Source organism: Ruegeria sp. TASC047, from assembly GCF_059612445.1.
Genome location: NZ_JBXWQP010000024.1, coordinates 1 through 17,055 on the forward strand (window position 1 = coordinate 1; position 17,055 = coordinate 17,055).

Genomic DNA, 17,055 nt, shown 5'->3' on the forward strand with positions numbered 1-17,055 from the left:
ACAGGTGCCCAAAGGTCTTCCTATCAGCCATCGCACTGGCGGCCACCGTCATCTATTGGCTATGAGTCCTGACCCTAACATCGGTTGGCCGAAAAGACACATGGTTCGGGCAGGCAATAAGTATGAACCTGATCGAACAACTAGTACTCGAATTTCTAACCCGATGTGGAATTCTTGGAAGGCTGTACTTCGGGGGGAAGAGGAGAAAATTAGGAGTGGCGTTGTTGGATTCATAGGACAACGGGACACTCAACAACCGCTAGGGTAACCTTTGCGCACAAAAAGGTTTCCGATACACATGTGAAAGTGGGATTAAATGGTACGGAAATGGTACAATTGGCGCCACTGAGGTGCGTGCGAACCTACGGCATCTTCCAAGACTGTGTTCTTAAGGGGGAATTGGTAGCGGAGGAGGGACTTGAACCCCCGACACGCGGATTATGATTCCGCTGCTCTAACCAACTGAGCTACTCCGCCGTGAGTGAGAGGCGATGTAAGCGAGGGGCCGGGGAGGGTCAAGAGGGAAATCGCCCTAACCGGGGAATTCTTTCACGGGCTCTGTCGCCGTGTCCTGGAAGGGCGTCTGACGGAATATCGTGGTATCCACCGTTCTGCGGATAAACGCGGCGCATATCTCCGGTTCTGTGATCAGGATCATATGACCCAGACCGTCAAGCTCTTCATAGCTCAGACCATATTTGGCCATCGGCGGTCCGTGAAGGGCAGAGGACAGAAGTGCGTCCTGACGACCATACAATATCCCACCGGGGACCGATAGCTCGGGATATCTGGCCACCAGCGCATCGCAGCTGGCATCCAACCCGATAACGTCCTGCGAGGCCGTGACAAAGGCTGAAGGGCGCAGCCCGAGCGCACCACCCGCCCGGTCCAGAAAGTCATTTGGAGGGGTTTCAGGATCAAATGCCACGCCCAGACTGTGCGGCGCTGTTTTTGAGGCCATGGGCACTGCAATCGTGTTGGCAATCAGGCTGCGCAGCCATTTGGTCCGAATCTCGAGCGGTTTGAATATCACCGGTGTTTCAGGCAGCCTGTGCGTTAGTGGTGCCAACAGAGCGAGGCTGGATACCCGCTCGGGGTAATCCAAAGCCAGTGCCAGCGACACCGCACCGCCCAGTGAATGCCCGACCAGCACGGCCTGATTCACGCCTTTGGTTTCAAGAAACTCAGCTATCATCGCGGCCTGCTGCGGCAATTGTGCGAGTTCAGCCGTATCCCGGGTTGAATATCCGCAACCGGGGCGATCCAGCGCGATGACGTGGAAATCCTCGGCCAGTTGATCTGCCAACGCGTAGGTAAAATGCTGTAACTGCCCAGCCAGACCATGAATCAGGATAACCGTCTGCGCGTCCGGATTGCCCTTTTCCACATAGTGGATGCTGCCGCCCTGCACGGGCACGATCTGGCCCATCTGCGGCACGGTTTTTAGCCCCTGACGGGTTATACGCCGGGTCCACAGGGCCATGGCCAGAAGAAAGACGGCAAAGGCCGCAACCAGGCTAAGAAAAACTGTCATCTAGCTGTCTCCGGTCCTAATAGGGATGTATTGCTCCAATCCCGATTGTGACATGCGTTTCTGAAACTCGGCAACTGTTCCGGGCCAAAGCGTCGTGTTTTGCCCGTCCGCATCAATGTACCAGGATGTGCAGCCTCCGGTCTGCCAGACACTGTCCGCGTGGCGGTCCTGCATTTCCCGTGTAAAGGCCGCCTGTTTCGCCGCATCGGGGGCGATCACCGACAGTTCCTTGTGCTGCATCTCGCTCAGAACCCGGCCGATATGCCCGACCTGAGCTTCGATCATCAACACAACCGAATTGTGCCCCAATCCGGTGTGAGGCCCCAGAAGGATAAAAAAGTTGGGAAAACCGGCTATCGCTGTGCCCAGATGAGCAGACATCCCGTTTGTCCAGGCCGACCGCAGCGTTAGCCCATCTGTGCCAGTAATATTCAACCTCTCTACGACATTGGTGACCTGAAACCCGGTGCCCCAGATCAGTGCGTCCGCCTCTGCCCTGGTGCCATCTGACGCGAGGATGCTGTTGCCATCGATACTGGCCACGCCGTGCGGAATGACGCTGACATTGTCGCGGGCCAGCGCCGGGTACCAGTCATTTGAACTGAGAATGCGTTTGCACCCAATTCGATAGTCCGGGGTCAGAATGCGCCGTTCTTCTGGGTCGGCAATCGCGCCTTCCAGCGATTTTCGCCACATCTTCAGAGCAAAGTTCATAGCGTGTTCCTCGCCCCTGAACACGCGGTGGCGGAACTCGAAGAACATGAAAATCAGTTTGCGCCGGATGCGCGGAAGCAGGGGAAGGTAGGCATATAGTTTGCGCACCCAAGGCGCGATCGGGCCGTCAGGGCGCGGCATGACGTAAGGCGCGCTGCGCTGAAAAACGGTGACGTGGCGCGCAACCTTGGCAATCTCGGGCACGAACTGAACGGCTGACGCCCCGGTGCCGACAACAGCCACATGCTTTCCGGTCAGATCGACGGTGTGATCCCATTCGGCCGAATGAAAACAGGGGTCGGGAAAACTGCCCGCGCCGGGAATGTCCGGAATGCTGGGATGATGCAGCGCGCCGATGGCCGAGACCAGAAACCGGGCCGACCAGAATTGGCCATCCATGGTTTCGACCTGCCAAAGCGTGCCATCCCATTTCGCCGATTTCAGCGCCTGCCCAAAGTGGCAAAGATCATACAACCCTTCCTGATGCGCGACATTTTGCAGATATTTCTGTATCTCTGCGCCACCGGCATACGCGCGGCTCCAGTGCGGATTAGGGTGGGTCGCCATGGAATACAGATGCGAAGGCACATCGCAGGCGACGCCAGGATAGGTGTTCTCGCGCCACGTGCCACCGATATCTTCGGCCTTTTCCAGAATGGCGATATCTTTGATGCCACGTTTGCGCGCCTCAAGCGCCATCGTCAGCCCCGAGAACCCGGCACCGATGATCAGCATCTCTGTCGTGTGGTGCATTGAAGCGCCCCTCCTGAAACAACTTTATGGATATCTGTTGCAGATGTCTGCACGTGATTGGCAGTGAAGTAGGTCACACAAGGTAAAATGACTGAACGACCTTACGTGAACAGACATGGCGAAAAACCGTCATCAGGGCGGTGTCGCTTCCTGCAAACACATATCGCAATCAGAGAGGTGAACGGCGCGTAATTTCGTCAGTCTGATTCAAAACAGGAGGATTGCCCCTTGTCGACCCGTACTCTTGCACGCGCTGGTGGGCGTTCCGCGCGCCGCGCTCTTCGCACCGCGCCGAATTTTGACATGCTGCCGGGGCTGACACGCGGCATCCCGCATTGCGAAGTTATGGACGGAAGTCAGGTTGAGCTTATCGACAAGGCCGCCATGGATATTCTGGAGAATGTCGGTGTCCAGTTCCGCGACCCAACCGCAGTGGAAGACTGGAAGAAAGCGGGCGCAAAGGTCGAAGGAGAGCTGGTCTTTCTGGATCGCAACATGGTGCACGAGCTGATCGCGACCATTCCGGCGCAATTCACCTATCACGCGCGCGATCCGCAAAAGAACCTCGCTCTCGGCGGCAAGCACTCGATCTTCGTGCCGATGACCGGCGCGCCGTTTCTTCGTGATCTTGACGACGTGCGCCGGAACCCGACGCTGGACGATCTGGCGATGTTTCACAAACTGTCGCACATGATGCCCGCACTGCACAGTTCGGCCCATCATATCGTCGAACCTTACGATCACCCGATCAGCCAGCGGCACTTGCGCATCACTTATTCGTCGATGAAATACTCGGACAAGACCTTCATGGGCATGACCACCTCGCCCAAGAATGCCGAGGATGTGATGGACATGTGCGATATCCTGTTCGGCGAAGGTTTCATTGACGACCATCCTGTTACCACCGGCAACTGCAATGGCAACAGCCCTCTGGTCTGGGACGAAACCATGCTGGGAGCGCTGCGGGCCTTCTGCCGTCGCAATCAGCCGGTTTTGTGCTCGCCCTTCGTTCTGGGCGGTGCCAATACGCCCGCATCGGTACCCGCAACCGTGGCACAGCTGACCGCCGAGGCGCTTTCGGCGCTGGCCTATACGCAGGTGATCCGCAAGGGCTGTCCGGCGATCTGGGGGCACTACCTGTCAACCGTTTCGATGAAATCCGGTGCACCGATGGCAGGGACGCCTGAAATCAGTCTGATGAATTTCATGATTGGCCAGATGGCGCGTTTTTACGATGTGCCATGGCGCACTTCGAACACGCTGGGTGGGGCCAAGACGTTTGACGCGCAGGCAGGTTACGAATCCGCGACAACTCTGGGCGCTGTTCTGCATGCAGGGGCCCATTACATCTGGCATTCGGCAGGCTGGAACGAGGCGGGGATGCATTGTTCGGTCGCAAAGTTTGTGGTGGACGCGGAACAATGCGCGATGGCCTATCGGATGGCGGAAGGTCCTAAATGGCACGATTTCGATCAGGCGTTGGCGGCGGTTTCTGATGTGGGTCCCGGCGGACACTATCTGGGTCATCCGCACACGCAGGACAATTTCCAGACTGCGTTCTTCATGCCGGAACTGTTCGACAACAACTCGATCGAACAGTGGGTGGCGGAAGGTGAAGTTGAAATCACCGAACGCGCTCTGAAATACGCGAGGAAGCTTTTGGCTGAGTATCAGGAACCAAAGCTGGACGAGGCCAAGAACGACGCCCTTCTGGACTATATCGCCCGCCGTGAGAGGGAAATTCCGGCAGCAGATGAGCTAAACCAGACATACTGATGCAAACTGCCCGTACTGGCCTGCCCGAAACACGGGGCGGGTTCTTTTACGTTCAAGACCAAGAGACCAAAATGAAGATCGCTGAACTGCACATCTACAGCCACGACCTGTCGGTCAAAAACGGACCCTACACCATGGCCAATGCACAGGTCTGGTCCTTGGATACCACGCTGGTGAAAGTTGTGGCGGACAACGGTCTGGTTGGCTGGGGGGAAACCTGCCCAGTTGGGCCAACATATGCCGAGGCGCACGCAGCAGGTGCCCGCGCAGCGCTTGCCGAAATTGCCCCTGGCTTGATCGGGGCCGAGGTACTGCCCCTGTCCCTGCATCGCCGGATGGATAGGCTGCTGAACGGGCATGCCTATGCTAAGGCGGCCATCGATATCGCGGTGCATGACCTGCTGGGCAAGCATCTGGGCGTTCCGGTCTGTGACCTGCTGGGCGGTGCGACCACGAACAAGGTACCATCCTACTACGCCACTGGCGTCGGCGCGCCCGATGACATTGCCCGGCTGGCAGGCGAAAAGCTGGCAGAAGGCTACCCCCGTCTGCAGATCAAGGTAGGGGGTCGCCCGGTCGAGATCGACATCGAAACCATCCGAAAAGTCTGGGATGTGGTCAAAGGATCAGGCATGCGACTTGCCGTCGACGGCAACCGGGGCTGGACCACGCGCGACGCCCTGCGCGTCAGCCGCGAATGCCCCGAAATCCCGTTCATCATGGAACAGCCCTGCAACACCATCGAAGACTTGCAGAAGATCCGGCCTCAGGTCGCACACGGTATATACATGGATGAAAACAGCACCAGCTTGAACATCGTGATTTCGGCAGCGGGCACCGGTTTGATCGATGGGTTCGGCATGAAGGTCACCCGCATTGGCGGTCTGCATCCGATGCGCGCTTTCCGCGACATCTGCGAGGCGCGCAACCTGCCACACACCTGCGATGACAGCTGGGGAGGAGACATCATCGCTGCCGCCAGTACTCATATCGGTGCCACCGTTCGGCCCGACCTGCTGGAAGGTGTCTGGCTGGCGGCGCCTTATATCGAGGGAAACTACGACCCTAAAAACGGCATCCGGATCAAAGCTGGGCATATTGAACTGCCAACCGGGCCGGGGTTGGGCGTGGTTCCTGATGAAGGCCAATTCGGTGCTCCGGTTGCATCGTTCTAACAATGGATGACTTTATGAACCTGAATGGAAATTCGGCTCTGGTCACTGGCGCAGCCGGTGGCATCGGGGCGTCAATCGTTCAACGCTTGCGCACCGCGGGGGCGCGGGTCGCCGTCGCAGACCGGTCGGTCGGTGGCATCGAGGCTGAGGCACATCTGCCCGGCGATTTACTTGATCCCGCCTATTCTGATTGCTTACCTCAGGCTGCGGCTTCGGCGCTGGGTGGGCTAGATATCGTGATCAACAATGCAGGCGTCATCACGCGCGGGTCGGTCACGGAAACGTCTGATGCGGATTGGTCTCTGTCACTGGGGGTCAACGTTGAAGCGCCCTTTCGTATCTGCCGTGCCGCGATTCCAATCATGGCCGAAGCAGGGAGTGGGGCCATCGTCAACACCGCGTCCTGCTGGGGGTTGCGTCCGGGCCCTAACCACGCCGTGTATTGCATGACCAAAGCGGCCATTGCGTCCTTGACCCAGTGCATGGGCATGGACCACGCCCATCAGGGCATCCGCATCAACGCGGTATGCCCGAACGAAGTGAATACTCCGATGCTGCGCTCGGGCTTTGAAAAGCGGGGTTTTGATCCCGATTCCGCGGTGGCTTCGCTGGGCCAAACCGTACCGCTGGGCCGGATCGCCGAACCGGAAGACATCGCCGACGTAATCATGTTCCTTGTCTCGGACGCATCGCGCTATGTTTGCGGTACGTTGGTCGAGGTCAACGGAGGGAAGCCCGTTTCATGAGGCGTTTCGATGGAAAAGTAGCGCTGGTCACCGGCGGGCGTAGCGGCATCGGTCAGGCCATCGCCCGACGTTTGCAAGACGAAGGTGCACAGGTCTTTACCGCCCAACGCGGCGAGGACAGCGAATTCCATGGAATCGCTGCTGATTTCACCGATCCCAACAGCCCCGAGCAGGTGGTCGGCAATGTGATCGCTGAAGCCAAGCGTCTGGACGTGTTGGTCAACAACGCCGGCATGATGCAGGAAGCCTCGGTCGAGGAAATGAGCCTTGAGGACTGGCAGCGTATCCTGACGGTCAACCTCACCGCACCGTTCCTGATGATCAAGGCCGCACTGCCCCACTTGCGCAAAACCAAAGGCACCATCGTCAACACCGGATCCATCGAAGGTTTGGGCAGCAATCCCGGCCACGCCGCCTACTGCGCGTCCAAAGCAGGGTTGCACGGCCTGACCCGCGCCGTTGCCGTGGATCACGGGGCCGAAGGCATCCGATGCAATGCGGTTGCGCCGGGATGGGTCGATACCGAGCTGAATGAGGATTTCATTGAATCCATGCCCGACCCGGCTGCATTCCGTCGCGACATTGCCAAAATCCACCCTGTCACCCGGACGGGACGTCCTGAAGAAGTTGCGGCGCTCGTCGCGTTTCTGGCATCAAAGGATGCAGCTTTTGTCACCGGGCAGGTCTATACGGCGGATGGAGGGCGCATGGCGAAGCTCAGCTTGCCTTGACCTCATTCCTTGCCTGACCGCCATTCTTTCCAGATCAGATAGCTGTTTACTCCAAACGAGGCGAACGGCTCGGGTGGCAATCGCGGCAGGTCCGGTTGCGCCAGAAAATGATCTGCAATCTCTGATCCACCTTGCAGTACCAGTTCTGCCACCCCTATTCCCTGCAAGGTGCCTCGAGCGATACCCAGACCGTTCTGACAACAGGCCGAGAACACATCATCCTTCAATTCGCCGAACGCCGCCGATCCGTTGCGGCTGAGGCACAGCATACCGGCCCAGCGGTGCTCCATCTGCACATCTGACAGATGCGGGAAACGTTCCCTGAACTTTCTGTCATGCACCCAGCCTGCATTGCGCAGTCGCATTGGACTGGTTTCGATCGTTGGATGAAAGCTTGAGCAGGTGCGAATCAGGATGCGATCCCCGTAGCTGCCGGAAATGCGCCGTACCGACGTCCCCATTGGGTTCGCAGGCGTCACGGACCAACGCGACTGCCCGCCCATTGTCTTGATCTGCGTGTCGGTCAGCGGCGCTGTGAGCGAGGCATAGAGGCATATGTGCATCAATTGCCGCTGGTAGAACCCAAAGCTTTCCAGATGACCGTTATTGGCCAGAATGATCCGCCCGGTGCTGACCTTGGCCTTGTTGGTGCTGACCGCCCAGCCTGCGCCTTGTTGTTCAATACGGATGACGGGTGAATGCTCGAATACATTCATCTGCCCGGCCAGACGGGCAGACAGCGCCCGCACATATGCCGCAGGCTGGATCATCACTGTTCCCGGCGCATAAAGCCCCGAGGTATAGTGTGGGCTGCCTGTGATCTCTTGCATCTGCTGCTGATCATAAAGCGTATGCGGCTCGCCCAGTTTGGTCAGGTGCGCGGCAAAGGCGCGGTTGTGCGCGTCGCCCGCTTTGGTGGCGGCGGCATTGTATTTGCCGCAGGGGTCGAACACTTCCTGTGGCAGCCCGCAATCGGAGGCCACTTCGGTCGCAAAGGCAATGGCCTTGCGGTTCAGCGCAATGGTGGCACGATCTGTCTCTGATCCCTTGCCCGCGTAGTTATCCGAGGCCAAATCATGGGGCAGGTCGATCATGAACCCCGAATTCCGGCCTGCCGAGCTCTCCGCGAAGCGATCGGCTTCCAGCAGAACGATTTTCAGCGAAGAATCCAATTGATGCAGCCGCCGTGCCGCGCTGAGCCCGGCAAACCCGCCGCCAACTATTGTGATATCCGCGGTAAGGTTCCGTTCCAGCACCGCCAGAGGTGTTTGGGGCGGCAGAATCGCGTTCCATCCCGACGGACCTGTCTGCCGGGGTAGCCTTTTGGCGTCATGTCGGCTCAACCGACGGCCTCATCCGCGTCATCGGCCAGATCGATCCAGATGGTTTTCAACTGGGTGTACTGATCATGCGCGTGGATCGAGTTATCACGACCCCCAAAGCCCGATTGCTTGTAACCACCGAAGGGTGTCGTGATGTCACCTTCGCCGAAGCTGTTCACTGTCACGGTGCCTGCGCGGATCATCCGCGCACCTCGAATGGCGCGTTTGACATTGGCCGTGAAGATCGAGGCACATAAGCCATAGTCGGTGTCGTTCGCGATCTGGATCGCTTCATCGAAGCCCGAGACTTCAATTACCGACAAGACAGGGCCAAAGATTTCCTCGCGCGCTAATGCAGCGTCGTTGCCGGGCACTTCGACCACGGTGGCCTCGACAAACCCGTTGTCTGCCTTGCCACCGATCACCACGTTCTCGGCCTGATCCAGATAGCCACAAACCTTGGTGTAGTGATCTTCGCTCACCAGTGCGCCCATGCGGGTTTCGGGGTCGAGCGGGTCGCCGATGTTCCATTGTTTGGCGTGATGCGCGATGCGCTCCAGCAGCTCGGCCTTCACTTTCTTATGCACGATCAGGCGTGACGAGGCCGAGCAGTTTTCACCCATGTTCCAGAATGCGCCATTGACGATATGCGCCGCCACCCTGTCCAGGTTTTCGGCATCGTCCATCACGATGGCTGGGTTCTTGCCGCCCATCTCCAAGACCACCTCTTTGGCGTTGCTTTCCGCCGAATAGGTCAGAAAGCGTTTGCCGGTCACGGTTGAGCCTGTGAAGGATACCATGTCGATATCCATGTGCCGCCCAATGGGTTCGCCCACTTCGGCTCCGCCGCCGGGAACGATGTTCAATACTCCGCGTGGCAAACCGGCCTCCATCGCCAATTCAGCAAGGCGCAGGGCCGTCAAAGTGGTTTCAATCGCCGGTTTCACAACAACAGAACAGCCTGCCGCCAGTGCTGGCCCTATCTTCCATGCCAGCATCAGCAGCGGAAAGTTCCACGGCAGCACCAGACCGACGACGCCGATTGGCTCGCGCACCACCATAGCGATGTGATCGTCGCCGGCGGGCGAAACCTGATCGTAAATTTTGTCAATCGCCTCGGCGTGCCACTTCAGGCAGTGGATCGTCTCGGGCACATCAACAGTTTCGCAGTCAAAGATCGTCTTGCCGCTGTCGATGCTCTCCATCACAGCCAGTTCACGGGCGTTGCGGGTTATCAGCTTGCACAACCTGATCAATATATCCTTGCGATCAGACGGATGCAGCTTGCTCCAGCGGCCATCGTCAAACGCCTCACGAGCTTTCGCGACCGCAAAATCCACATCCGCCCCATCGCAGGATGCGATATCGGTCAGCTTTTCACCGGTTGCAGGGTTCTCTGTCGCAAAGGTCTGGCCCGAGAACGACGGACGGAATGCGCCGTCGATAAAGGCGCCTGTCGGCAGGCTCAGACCTGCGGCGATGGATTTGTATTCGTCCTGTGTCAGCAGATCCATGTTTGTCACCCCTCAGCCACGATGTCAGCGATTGTCTTCCTCAGCACGCGCGTCACCTGTTCCAGCGCGCGCTTGTCATCTTTGTTCAGGCCCTTCAGTGGAGGCCGCATGATACCCGCGTCGATCCCGTTCATGGTGACGCCATGCTTGATGGTCTGGATGAACTTGCCACCCTGTTCCAGCACCCGCATCAGCGGCATCATCGCAGACATGATCCGGCGCCCTTTGGCAAAGTTGCCTTCGATCACGCAGGCCTGATATAGAGCCATATGTTCCGCTGGCAGGAAGTTCGAACCGCCGCAAACCCAGAATGGTGCGCCCCAGGCGAAAAACTCTAGTGCCTGATCGTCCATGCCACAGCCCAGCTGGATATGCGGATAATCCCGCGCCAACAGATGCACCCGGTTGATATCGCCCGAGCTTTCCTTGATGCCGCAGAAATTTCGGCTCCGACCCACGCGGTCAAGGAACTCTTCCCCCATCATTGTGCCGGTACGGTGCGGATAGTTGTAAAGCATCACTGGCAGGTCGGCGGCCTTGTCGATGGCCAGCGCGTTCAGCGTGTTTTCGCGATCCGTCGGTACCGAATAGGGCGGGCTTGCCAACAGGATGGCGTCCGCGCCGATGTCGCGCGCGCCCGCGGCCAACGCAATCGAGTCCGAAGTCAGCATCGCGCCCGTGCCAACCACCAAGGGCAACCGCCCTTTCAGGCGCTGATGCGTGAATTTGGCCAGTTCCAGCCGCTCCGCCACGGTCTGGGCATAATTCTCGCCCGTGGATCCGCCGGAAATCAGGCCGTGCACACCATTTTCGATCAGGTATTCGATCACGTCGGACAGGGCGTCCCAGTTCACGCTACCATCGTCGTGATAGGGGGTGATCACAGGGGTATATATCCCTTCAAACTTGAAAATCGGGTTCATTCCGTCCTCATGCGGGTTTCGAAAATGGTGGGATACCCATCGGCACATCCAGCGCGTCAGGCATCACGAACATCCCGATCTGATCCCGGGACAGGTTCCAGTGATCCTCGGCCAGTTTCGCCGCCGCGGCTTCATCGCGTGCCTCGATGGCTGCGATGATCGCGTCATGCTGTTGGCTGGCCAGCGACAGGTTTTCGGACATTTCAACTGTCTGTGGCCGGTAGAATGTCATGCCAATCCGTGCATGATCGATCAGCAGCCGGTTGAATGACGGCAGCAGGTAGACATTGCCGGACATCTCTCCGGTCACGTCATGAAAACGGTTGTTGGCAAGTGCGCGATCTTCGGCCGACACAGAACGAAGGGCAGCTTTGAACGCTTGCTGAGCCGCTTTCAGTTCTTCGATTTGCGCGTTAGTCGCGTTCACTGCCGCCAGACGCAGGATGGCCCCGTAAACCATCGGCGCGGCAAGGAAGAAATCGCGCAGTGTGGTGTAGGACATTTCCGAAACACGGGCACTGCGGTTTTTTCTCAGATCCAGATAGCCTTCGCCAGCCAGTTGACGAAACACTTCGCGCAGAGGCGTGCGCGACAGGCCGAATTCATCGGACAGATGCGCCTCATCCAGATCGTCACCTGGACGAAGGCGCAGCGTCAGGATGGACATCTTCAGGTGTTCTCTTAGCGCATTTTTGCGCGACTTGGCTTCGTCTTTCATCCTTTGGCCTCACTATGTCCTGTGGCAGCTGCGTTCGAATCGCGGAGGTCACAGTTTTGTATTTCTAAAAAATACAACTTGTATACAAAAAAATCTCGTGCAGCATGGATGTCTGCAAAATAGACTCACGTTCGGGCGTCGGCCCAGTTTGGAAATGGTCCTGCTCATGCCTCAGACGCAGCACTTCGCCTTCATCCTGGTCGAGGAGTTTTCGCACCTCGCTTTTTCCTGTGCGGTCGAGCCGCTGAGAATCGCCAACCTTGTAAGTGGCGAAGAGCTGTATCGCTGGTCATTTGTATCCGAACAGGGCGAGCAGGCCGTGTCTTCCAATGGGTCCGTCACCCTTGTGCATTCCGGACTTGAGGAACTGTCCAAGTGCGATCAGCTCTTTGTTTTGTCGGGCATTCACATGCGTGACCACGTGACCCGTTCCCTTCTGGCCACACTGCGGCGCGAACGAGCGCGTGGAACGCGGATCGGGGCATTGTGTTCCGGCGCGTGGCTGCTGGCCGAGGCCGGGTTCCTCAACGGTATGCAGGCGGCGATCCATTGGGAATACCACGACGCGTTCATGGAAGCCTTTCCGGATATCAATCTGGTGCGCAGCGTCTTTGTCGCCGACGAAAAACACATTACCGCATCAGGTGGGACCGCGACCGCAGACCTGATGCTGCATCTGATTGAACGCGACCATGGCGAAGAGCTGGCCACCGATGTTGCGGATCAAATGGTCTATAACACTGTGCGTAATGCGACCGCCAAGCAGCGCGTTTCGCTGCAATCGCGCAATGGAATGCGCAATGCCCATCTGGCAAAGGCGATAGACATTATGCAGGACAGCCTGGAAACCCCAGTTTCCCCATCCTTCATTGCAGACAAATTGGGTATTTCCACCCGTCAACTTGAACGGTTGTTTGGCAAATACCTAAACACTTCGCCTAAAAGGTACTTTATGGAAATGCGGCTGGAACGGGCCCGGAAGCTGCTTTTGCAAACCGAGGCGTCGGTTACCGAAGTCGCCGTGGCCTGCGGCTTCGAAAATCCGGGTCATTTCTCTAGGGTATACAGATCCAGTTTCGGCATCACGCCGCACGCGCAACGCAACAAGATCAACTGAAAAAGATGGGTTGCTGGTTCGCGCTTACCGGCGGGGGTGCCGCGATCTGTTGGCCTCGAACTGGCCTGATCTGGCACCCCCTGATCCTGCCGGGATACCCCCTCGTTAAAAACTGGACTAGTCAACAGACCGGCAGGATTACCCACCAATAAATCTCGATATAGGCATAAGTATATCAAGAACTTGTCATCCAGAGATTTGTTGTGCCCTGTTTCGTTAATCTACTGTTAATTTAAGGCTCAGATTGAGGCTTTGATTGTGGGTAATCTGCAATATCGACATGCGGTCGCCGCAATCTGTTCAACCTGATGGCGTTTCGTGACTTGGGTCAGGCCTCAGAGGTTTCCAAAAGGAATCTGTGTCACGGTTCAAAACAAGTAGTGAACACATCACTGAGGTTTGGTCGACCCACGCTCGGACAACGCGCCTGCTGATCATCTTTGAAGGCAAAAAAACGAACGAATCCAATCCAGGTCAGAATCAAGACAGCATTCGACGGGCAACTTGACGGGTTGTGAGGAAACCCAGGTCAAGATTGCGCGCCGTTGGAATATGGCTTTGAGGCCGTAGATTGTACGTATCTGACATGCTGCGCTGACGACACTGATATCCTGTACGACTAGAAGCGATCGGGATCCGTCAGTCCAGATGATAGGACAGAAATCGTTCTGTCCCGCCGGCACTATACCCCCACTGTGCTTTGACACCGAAAACTTCTGAAACGGTTTCCAAAGACAGGGCATGTTCGGGCGGGCCAAGAGAGACCAGCCGCCCTTTTGACAAAACAGCAACCCGGTCACAGGCCATCGCCTGATTCAGATCGTGGAGTGCCATCACTGTCGTCACTTTTAGAATTCGAACACAGTTCAGGATCGACAGTTGGTGATGAATGTCCAGATGGTTGGTCGGTTCGTCCAAAAGCAAGAGTCCCGGTTGCTGAGCCAAAGCGCGTGCGATGTGCAGTCGCTGGCGCTCTCCTCCCGACAATGTCGCCCATTCTCTGTGTGCCATATCGGCCATTTCCACGGTTTGCAGGGCTTTGTCGACTTGCCAGGTGTCCTCGGCGCGCCACGGCCGTAAGGCCGACAGCCAGGGCGTGCGGCCCAGTTCGACCACGGATCGTGCAGTCACGCGTTCGGCCGTATCAGCCTGTTGTTCAACGATGGCAATCCGTTGGGCAATTTGTCTGCGCGACAAATACGAAACGGGATGACCCGCTATGACGACTTTTCCTGAAACCGGACGTGCCAACCCCGCCAGCAGGCGCATCAGCGTTGATTTTCCCGAACCGTTAGGTCCGACCAAAGCAAGTGTTTCGCCGGGTTCCACGACAAAGGATACGTCTGACAGCAAAGTCTTGCCGCGAACGGAATATGTCAGGTTTTGCGCCTCGATCTTCATCGGGCGCTCCTCTGGCCGCGCACCAGAATTACGGCAAAGGCAGGCGCACCGATCAGGGCGGTGACCACCCCAATCGGCAGAACCTGACCCGGGATGATGATGCGCGACACGATATCTGCGCCGATCAGGAAGACCGCTCCGATCAAGGCGGCGGTTGGGATAAGCCTGCGATGCCCCGGTCCCACAAGGAACCGGGCAGCATGAGGGATGACCAGCCCGACAAAGCCAATGGATCCGACGATAGAAACCATGACAGCTGTTGTAAGTGCGGTCGCAAAGATCAGGGTTGCCTGCACCCGACGTACCGATATGCCCAGCGAGGCCGCTGAATCAGAGCCGAAAATGAAGGCGTCCAGTGCTCTGGCGTGAAAGCGGCAAATGAGCCAGCCGACAAGGGCCACCGGAATGGCCAGATACACATCCGGCCAGCGCACGCCGCTGAGGTTTCCCATCAGCCAGAACATGATCCCGCGCGCCTGATCGGCATTGGCGGATTTGGCGATGATGAAGGCCGTCAGCGCATTGAACAACTGAGACCCGGCAATTCCCGCCAAGACGATCTGTGCCGTCGCAGCCCGCCCGCCCCCTGCGCCAGCGGCTCGGGCCAGTAACGCGACAAAACCAAAAGCCAAAAGCGCGCCATTGAACGCGCCAAAAGACAGCGACAAGGCCCCCCCACCCAAACCAGCGATGGTTACAGCCACGGCACCCGTCGAGGCCCCGGCAGAAATGCCCAAAATGTAAGGGTCGGCCAACGGGTTGCGCAGCAAAGCCTGCAACACGACCCCTGCGACAGCCAGACCGGCACCGCAGGACGCAGCGACCAGAGCGCGAGGAAGCCGGTAGCTCCAGATAATACCCTGATCAATTGGGTCGACAGGAAAGTCCGCTCCGGCCAGCTTGTTGGCAAGAACGGAGAGAACCAAATCGGGCGACAGAGAGGTTTCCCCGATCATCGCGCCCGCAAGAACCGCCGCAATCAACAATGGCACGGTAAGGCACGCAGCCTTGAAACCCTGCCGTAAAATTGCGGCGACCTCGTTCACAGGTTGTTTCCGATGGTATCCAGCTTCTCGGCCAGATCCTCCAGTGCCGGGATTGCGCGGATGGTGGCGTCCATGGCCTGCGCATCCATAATGACGATCCGGTCATTTTTGACCGCATCCATCTGGCTGGTCACCGGATCAGCGCGCAGGAACTCCAGCTTTTTCAGGTAGTCGTCCGCAGCAAAGCGACGGCGGTCCATCTTGGCGATAACAATCACCGTCGGATTGGCCTTGGCAATGGTTTCCCAGCCCACTGTTGGCCATTCTTCATCCGTCTCGATGACGTTGCGGATACCCAATTTACTCATCATGTATCCCGGTGCGCCTTTCTGTCCGGCCACAAACGGGTCGCTTTCCATTTCGGGAGAGGAGAACCAGAATACGGCTGACACATCGTCCAGCTTCACGGTTTGCGCCTTGGCGACGGCTGCGGCTTCGCGGGCCTTGTACTCGGCAACCAGGTCCGTGCCGCGCTCGGACACATCAAAGGCTGCCGCCAGTTCTTCGATACCCTGATACAGCGTATCGGTCGAGAACGCCTGCAGACGGGTGCCATCGCCGCCGACCGTATTGTCTTTGCCGATGCAATCTGCAGGCATTACATACGTTGGAATGCCCAGTTCGTGAAATTGCTCACGCGTGGCGACGATGCCCTCGGGTCCGACATGCCATTCATATTGCGCTGCGACCAGTCCCGGCCGCTTGGCAACAACGCTTTCAAAGCTGGGATCATTGTCTGCCAGACGCTCTACCTTGGCATTCACCTCGGCATATTCAGGCAGCACCTCGTTGAACCAGACCGAGGTTCCAAGAACCTGCTCGCCCAGACCCAGCGCAAAAAGCACCTCGGTCGCGGCCTGGCCGACCGTGACTGACGACGTCACTGGCGCGTCAAACGTGACCGAGTGACCGCAGTTTTCGATAGTTAGGGGAAAGTTTCCTTCGGCGGCAGCGCTGGTAGCCAGCAAGGAAAGGCCAATCAGGCCAGTGCGTAGAAACATGACAATCGATCTCCATGTGTCAATGACCAGAGAACGGGTGAATGGGCATTTACCGAAGCAACAGACGCTTTACTGCCTGCCGTGAGCGCAGGGTAGAAAATAGACCGCCCGGCGCGTTTCTTCGGCAACCTCCCCGGACAACCCCGCCCGGTGTGTTTCGGTTTCATACCGGCAGGTCTCCTGACTGACGGGTCTTTGTCTGTCCTGTCTTCCCAGACCAAAATGGCCCAGTGACGGAAATGGACAGCGCTCGCCGCCTACAGTTGCGGGGGCAGTTCCGGTTGGCACCAAAAGGCACCTCGGATTCCCTCTTAGCCACATCGGGACCGGTAAAACGCGGGTACCTTAACACTTACCCTGCGGCAAGAAAAAACTCCGGGGTCTTTCCCATTTTCTCGCAAGAGCATGGAACTGCGCGTCTCAACATGGCGCTGATATCAGAAAAGCCGCTGAGAACGCGCCAAAATCCGGACCCAGATTCATAGTGTGTGATATTAGGGAAAATCATGGCTGGGGTGGTAGGAATCCTTGCCCTCCGATGAAACCTAAGAGCTTTTCCCAACGGTAACCAGAACTGGGGCGGT

13 protein-coding genes, 1 tRNA gene, 1 pseudogene and 1 riboswitch are annotated in these 17,055 nt (G+C 57.7%); of the genes and pseudogenes, 5 read left to right on the forward strand and 10 right to left on the reverse strand.

Going from position 1 to position 17,055, the window contains the following annotated elements:
- Window positions 1–400: 400 nt before the first annotated feature.
- The 3 genes from AC2FLO_RS05745 to AC2FLO_RS05755 all read right to left on the reverse strand — a co-directional run bounded on the left by AC2FLO_RS05745 (window position 401) and on the right by AC2FLO_RS05755 (window position 3,001).
- Window positions 401–477 (reverse strand) — tRNA-Met (locus AC2FLO_RS05745).
- A 55-nt stretch (window positions 478–532) separates the two neighbouring features.
- Window positions 533–1,534, reverse strand: a complete 1,002-nt coding sequence (locus tag AC2FLO_RS05750; protein ID WP_496755073.1) for an alpha/beta fold hydrolase — start codon at window positions 1,532–1,534, stop codon at window positions 533–535.
- A complete protein-coding gene (locus tag AC2FLO_RS05755) occupies window positions 1,535–3,001 on the reverse strand; it encodes a flavin-containing monooxygenase (RefSeq protein ID WP_496755074.1) in 1,467 nt (488 codons plus the stop codon).
- A 228-nt stretch (window positions 3,002–3,229) separates the two neighbouring features.
- Here AC2FLO_RS05755 and AC2FLO_RS05760 point away from each other — a divergent pair, with 228 nt between their 5' ends.
- The 4 genes from AC2FLO_RS05760 to AC2FLO_RS05775 all read left to right on the forward strand — a co-directional run bounded on the left by AC2FLO_RS05760 (window position 3,230) and on the right by AC2FLO_RS05775 (window position 7,429).
- Entirely contained in the window at window positions 3,230–4,777 is a 1,548-nt protein-coding gene (locus AC2FLO_RS05760) for a trimethylamine methyltransferase family protein (protein ID WP_496755075.1), read from the forward strand.
- A 71-nt stretch (window positions 4,778–4,848) separates the two neighbouring features.
- Entirely contained in the window at window positions 4,849–5,952 is a 1,104-nt protein-coding gene (locus AC2FLO_RS05765) for a mandelate racemase/muconate lactonizing enzyme family protein (protein ID WP_496755077.1), read from the forward strand.
- Window positions 5,953–5,966: 14 nt separating this feature from the next.
- Window positions 5,967–6,698, forward strand: a complete 732-nt coding sequence (locus tag AC2FLO_RS05770) for an SDR family NAD(P)-dependent oxidoreductase (protein ID WP_496755078.1) — start codon at window positions 5,967–5,969, stop codon at window positions 6,696–6,698.
- Entirely contained in the window at window positions 6,695–7,429 is a 735-nt protein-coding gene (locus AC2FLO_RS05775; RefSeq protein WP_496755079.1) for an SDR family NAD(P)-dependent oxidoreductase, read from the forward strand. Before AC2FLO_RS05770 ends, AC2FLO_RS05775 begins: the two co-directional genes overlap by 4 nt.
- A 2-nt stretch (window positions 7,430–7,431) precedes the next feature.
- On the opposite strand, the gene AC2FLO_RS05780 is transcribed toward AC2FLO_RS05775, so the two are convergent.
- The 4 genes from AC2FLO_RS05780 to AC2FLO_RS05795 are packed head-to-tail and all read right to left on the reverse strand — an operon-like array spanning window position 7,432 to window position 11,906.
- Window positions 7,432–8,772 carry an NAD(P)/FAD-dependent oxidoreductase gene (locus AC2FLO_RS05780; RefSeq protein WP_496755081.1) on the reverse strand — a complete coding sequence of 447 codons (1,341 nt, stop codon included), beginning with the start codon at window positions 8,770–8,772 and terminating at the stop codon, window positions 7,432–7,434.
- Window positions 8,769–10,265 carry an aldehyde dehydrogenase gene (locus tag AC2FLO_RS05785; protein WP_496755082.1) on the reverse strand — a complete coding sequence of 499 codons (1,497 nt, stop codon included), beginning with the start codon at window positions 10,263–10,265 and terminating at the stop codon, window positions 8,769–8,771. Before AC2FLO_RS05785 ends, AC2FLO_RS05780 begins: the two co-directional genes overlap by 4 nt.
- Before the next feature lie 5 nt (window positions 10,266–10,270).
- Window positions 10,271–11,188: a dihydrodipicolinate synthase family protein gene (locus AC2FLO_RS05790; RefSeq protein ID WP_496755084.1), complete on the reverse strand. Its 918-nt coding sequence runs from the start codon at window positions 11,186–11,188 to the stop codon at window positions 10,271–10,273.
- Window positions 11,189–11,195: 7 nt separating this feature from the next.
- The gene (locus tag AC2FLO_RS05795) at window positions 11,196–11,906 is read right to left on the reverse strand and encodes a GntR family transcriptional regulator (RefSeq protein ID WP_496755085.1); all 711 of its coding nucleotides are present in this window, start codon (window positions 11,904–11,906) and stop codon (window positions 11,196–11,198) included.
- 166 nt (window positions 11,907–12,072) lie between these two features.
- Here AC2FLO_RS05795 and AC2FLO_RS05800 point away from each other — a divergent pair, with 166 nt between their 5' ends.
- The gene (locus tag AC2FLO_RS05800; RefSeq protein WP_267365279.1) at window positions 12,073–13,023 is read left to right on the forward strand and encodes a GlxA family transcriptional regulator; all 951 of its coding nucleotides are present in this window, start codon (window positions 12,073–12,075) and stop codon (window positions 13,021–13,023) included.
- Window positions 13,024–13,914: 891 nt separating this feature from the next.
- On the opposite strand, the pseudogene AC2FLO_RS05805 reads toward AC2FLO_RS05800, so the two are convergent.
- The 3 genes and pseudogenes from AC2FLO_RS05805 to AC2FLO_RS05815 form a co-directional block, all read right to left on the reverse strand.
- Window positions 13,915–14,424 (reverse strand): annotated as a pseudogene (locus tag AC2FLO_RS05805) (ABC transporter ATP-binding protein); the annotation flags it as partial.
- Complete coding sequence (locus AC2FLO_RS05810; protein ID WP_480585201.1) at window positions 14,421–15,452, reverse strand: FecCD family ABC transporter permease; 1,032 nt, start codon at window positions 15,450–15,452, stop codon at window positions 14,421–14,423. The gene AC2FLO_RS05810 and the pseudogene AC2FLO_RS05805, both read right to left, overlap by 4 nt.
- 14 nt (window positions 15,453–15,466) lie before the next feature.
- Window positions 15,467–16,471: an ABC transporter substrate-binding protein gene (locus AC2FLO_RS05815; protein WP_480582724.1), complete on the reverse strand. Its 1,005-nt coding sequence runs from the start codon at window positions 16,469–16,471 to the stop codon at window positions 15,467–15,469.
- 153 nt (window positions 16,472–16,624) lie between these two features.
- Window positions 16,625–16,817: riboswitch (cobalamin riboswitch) on the reverse strand.
- Between the last annotated feature and the right edge of the window lie 238 nt (window positions 16,818–17,055).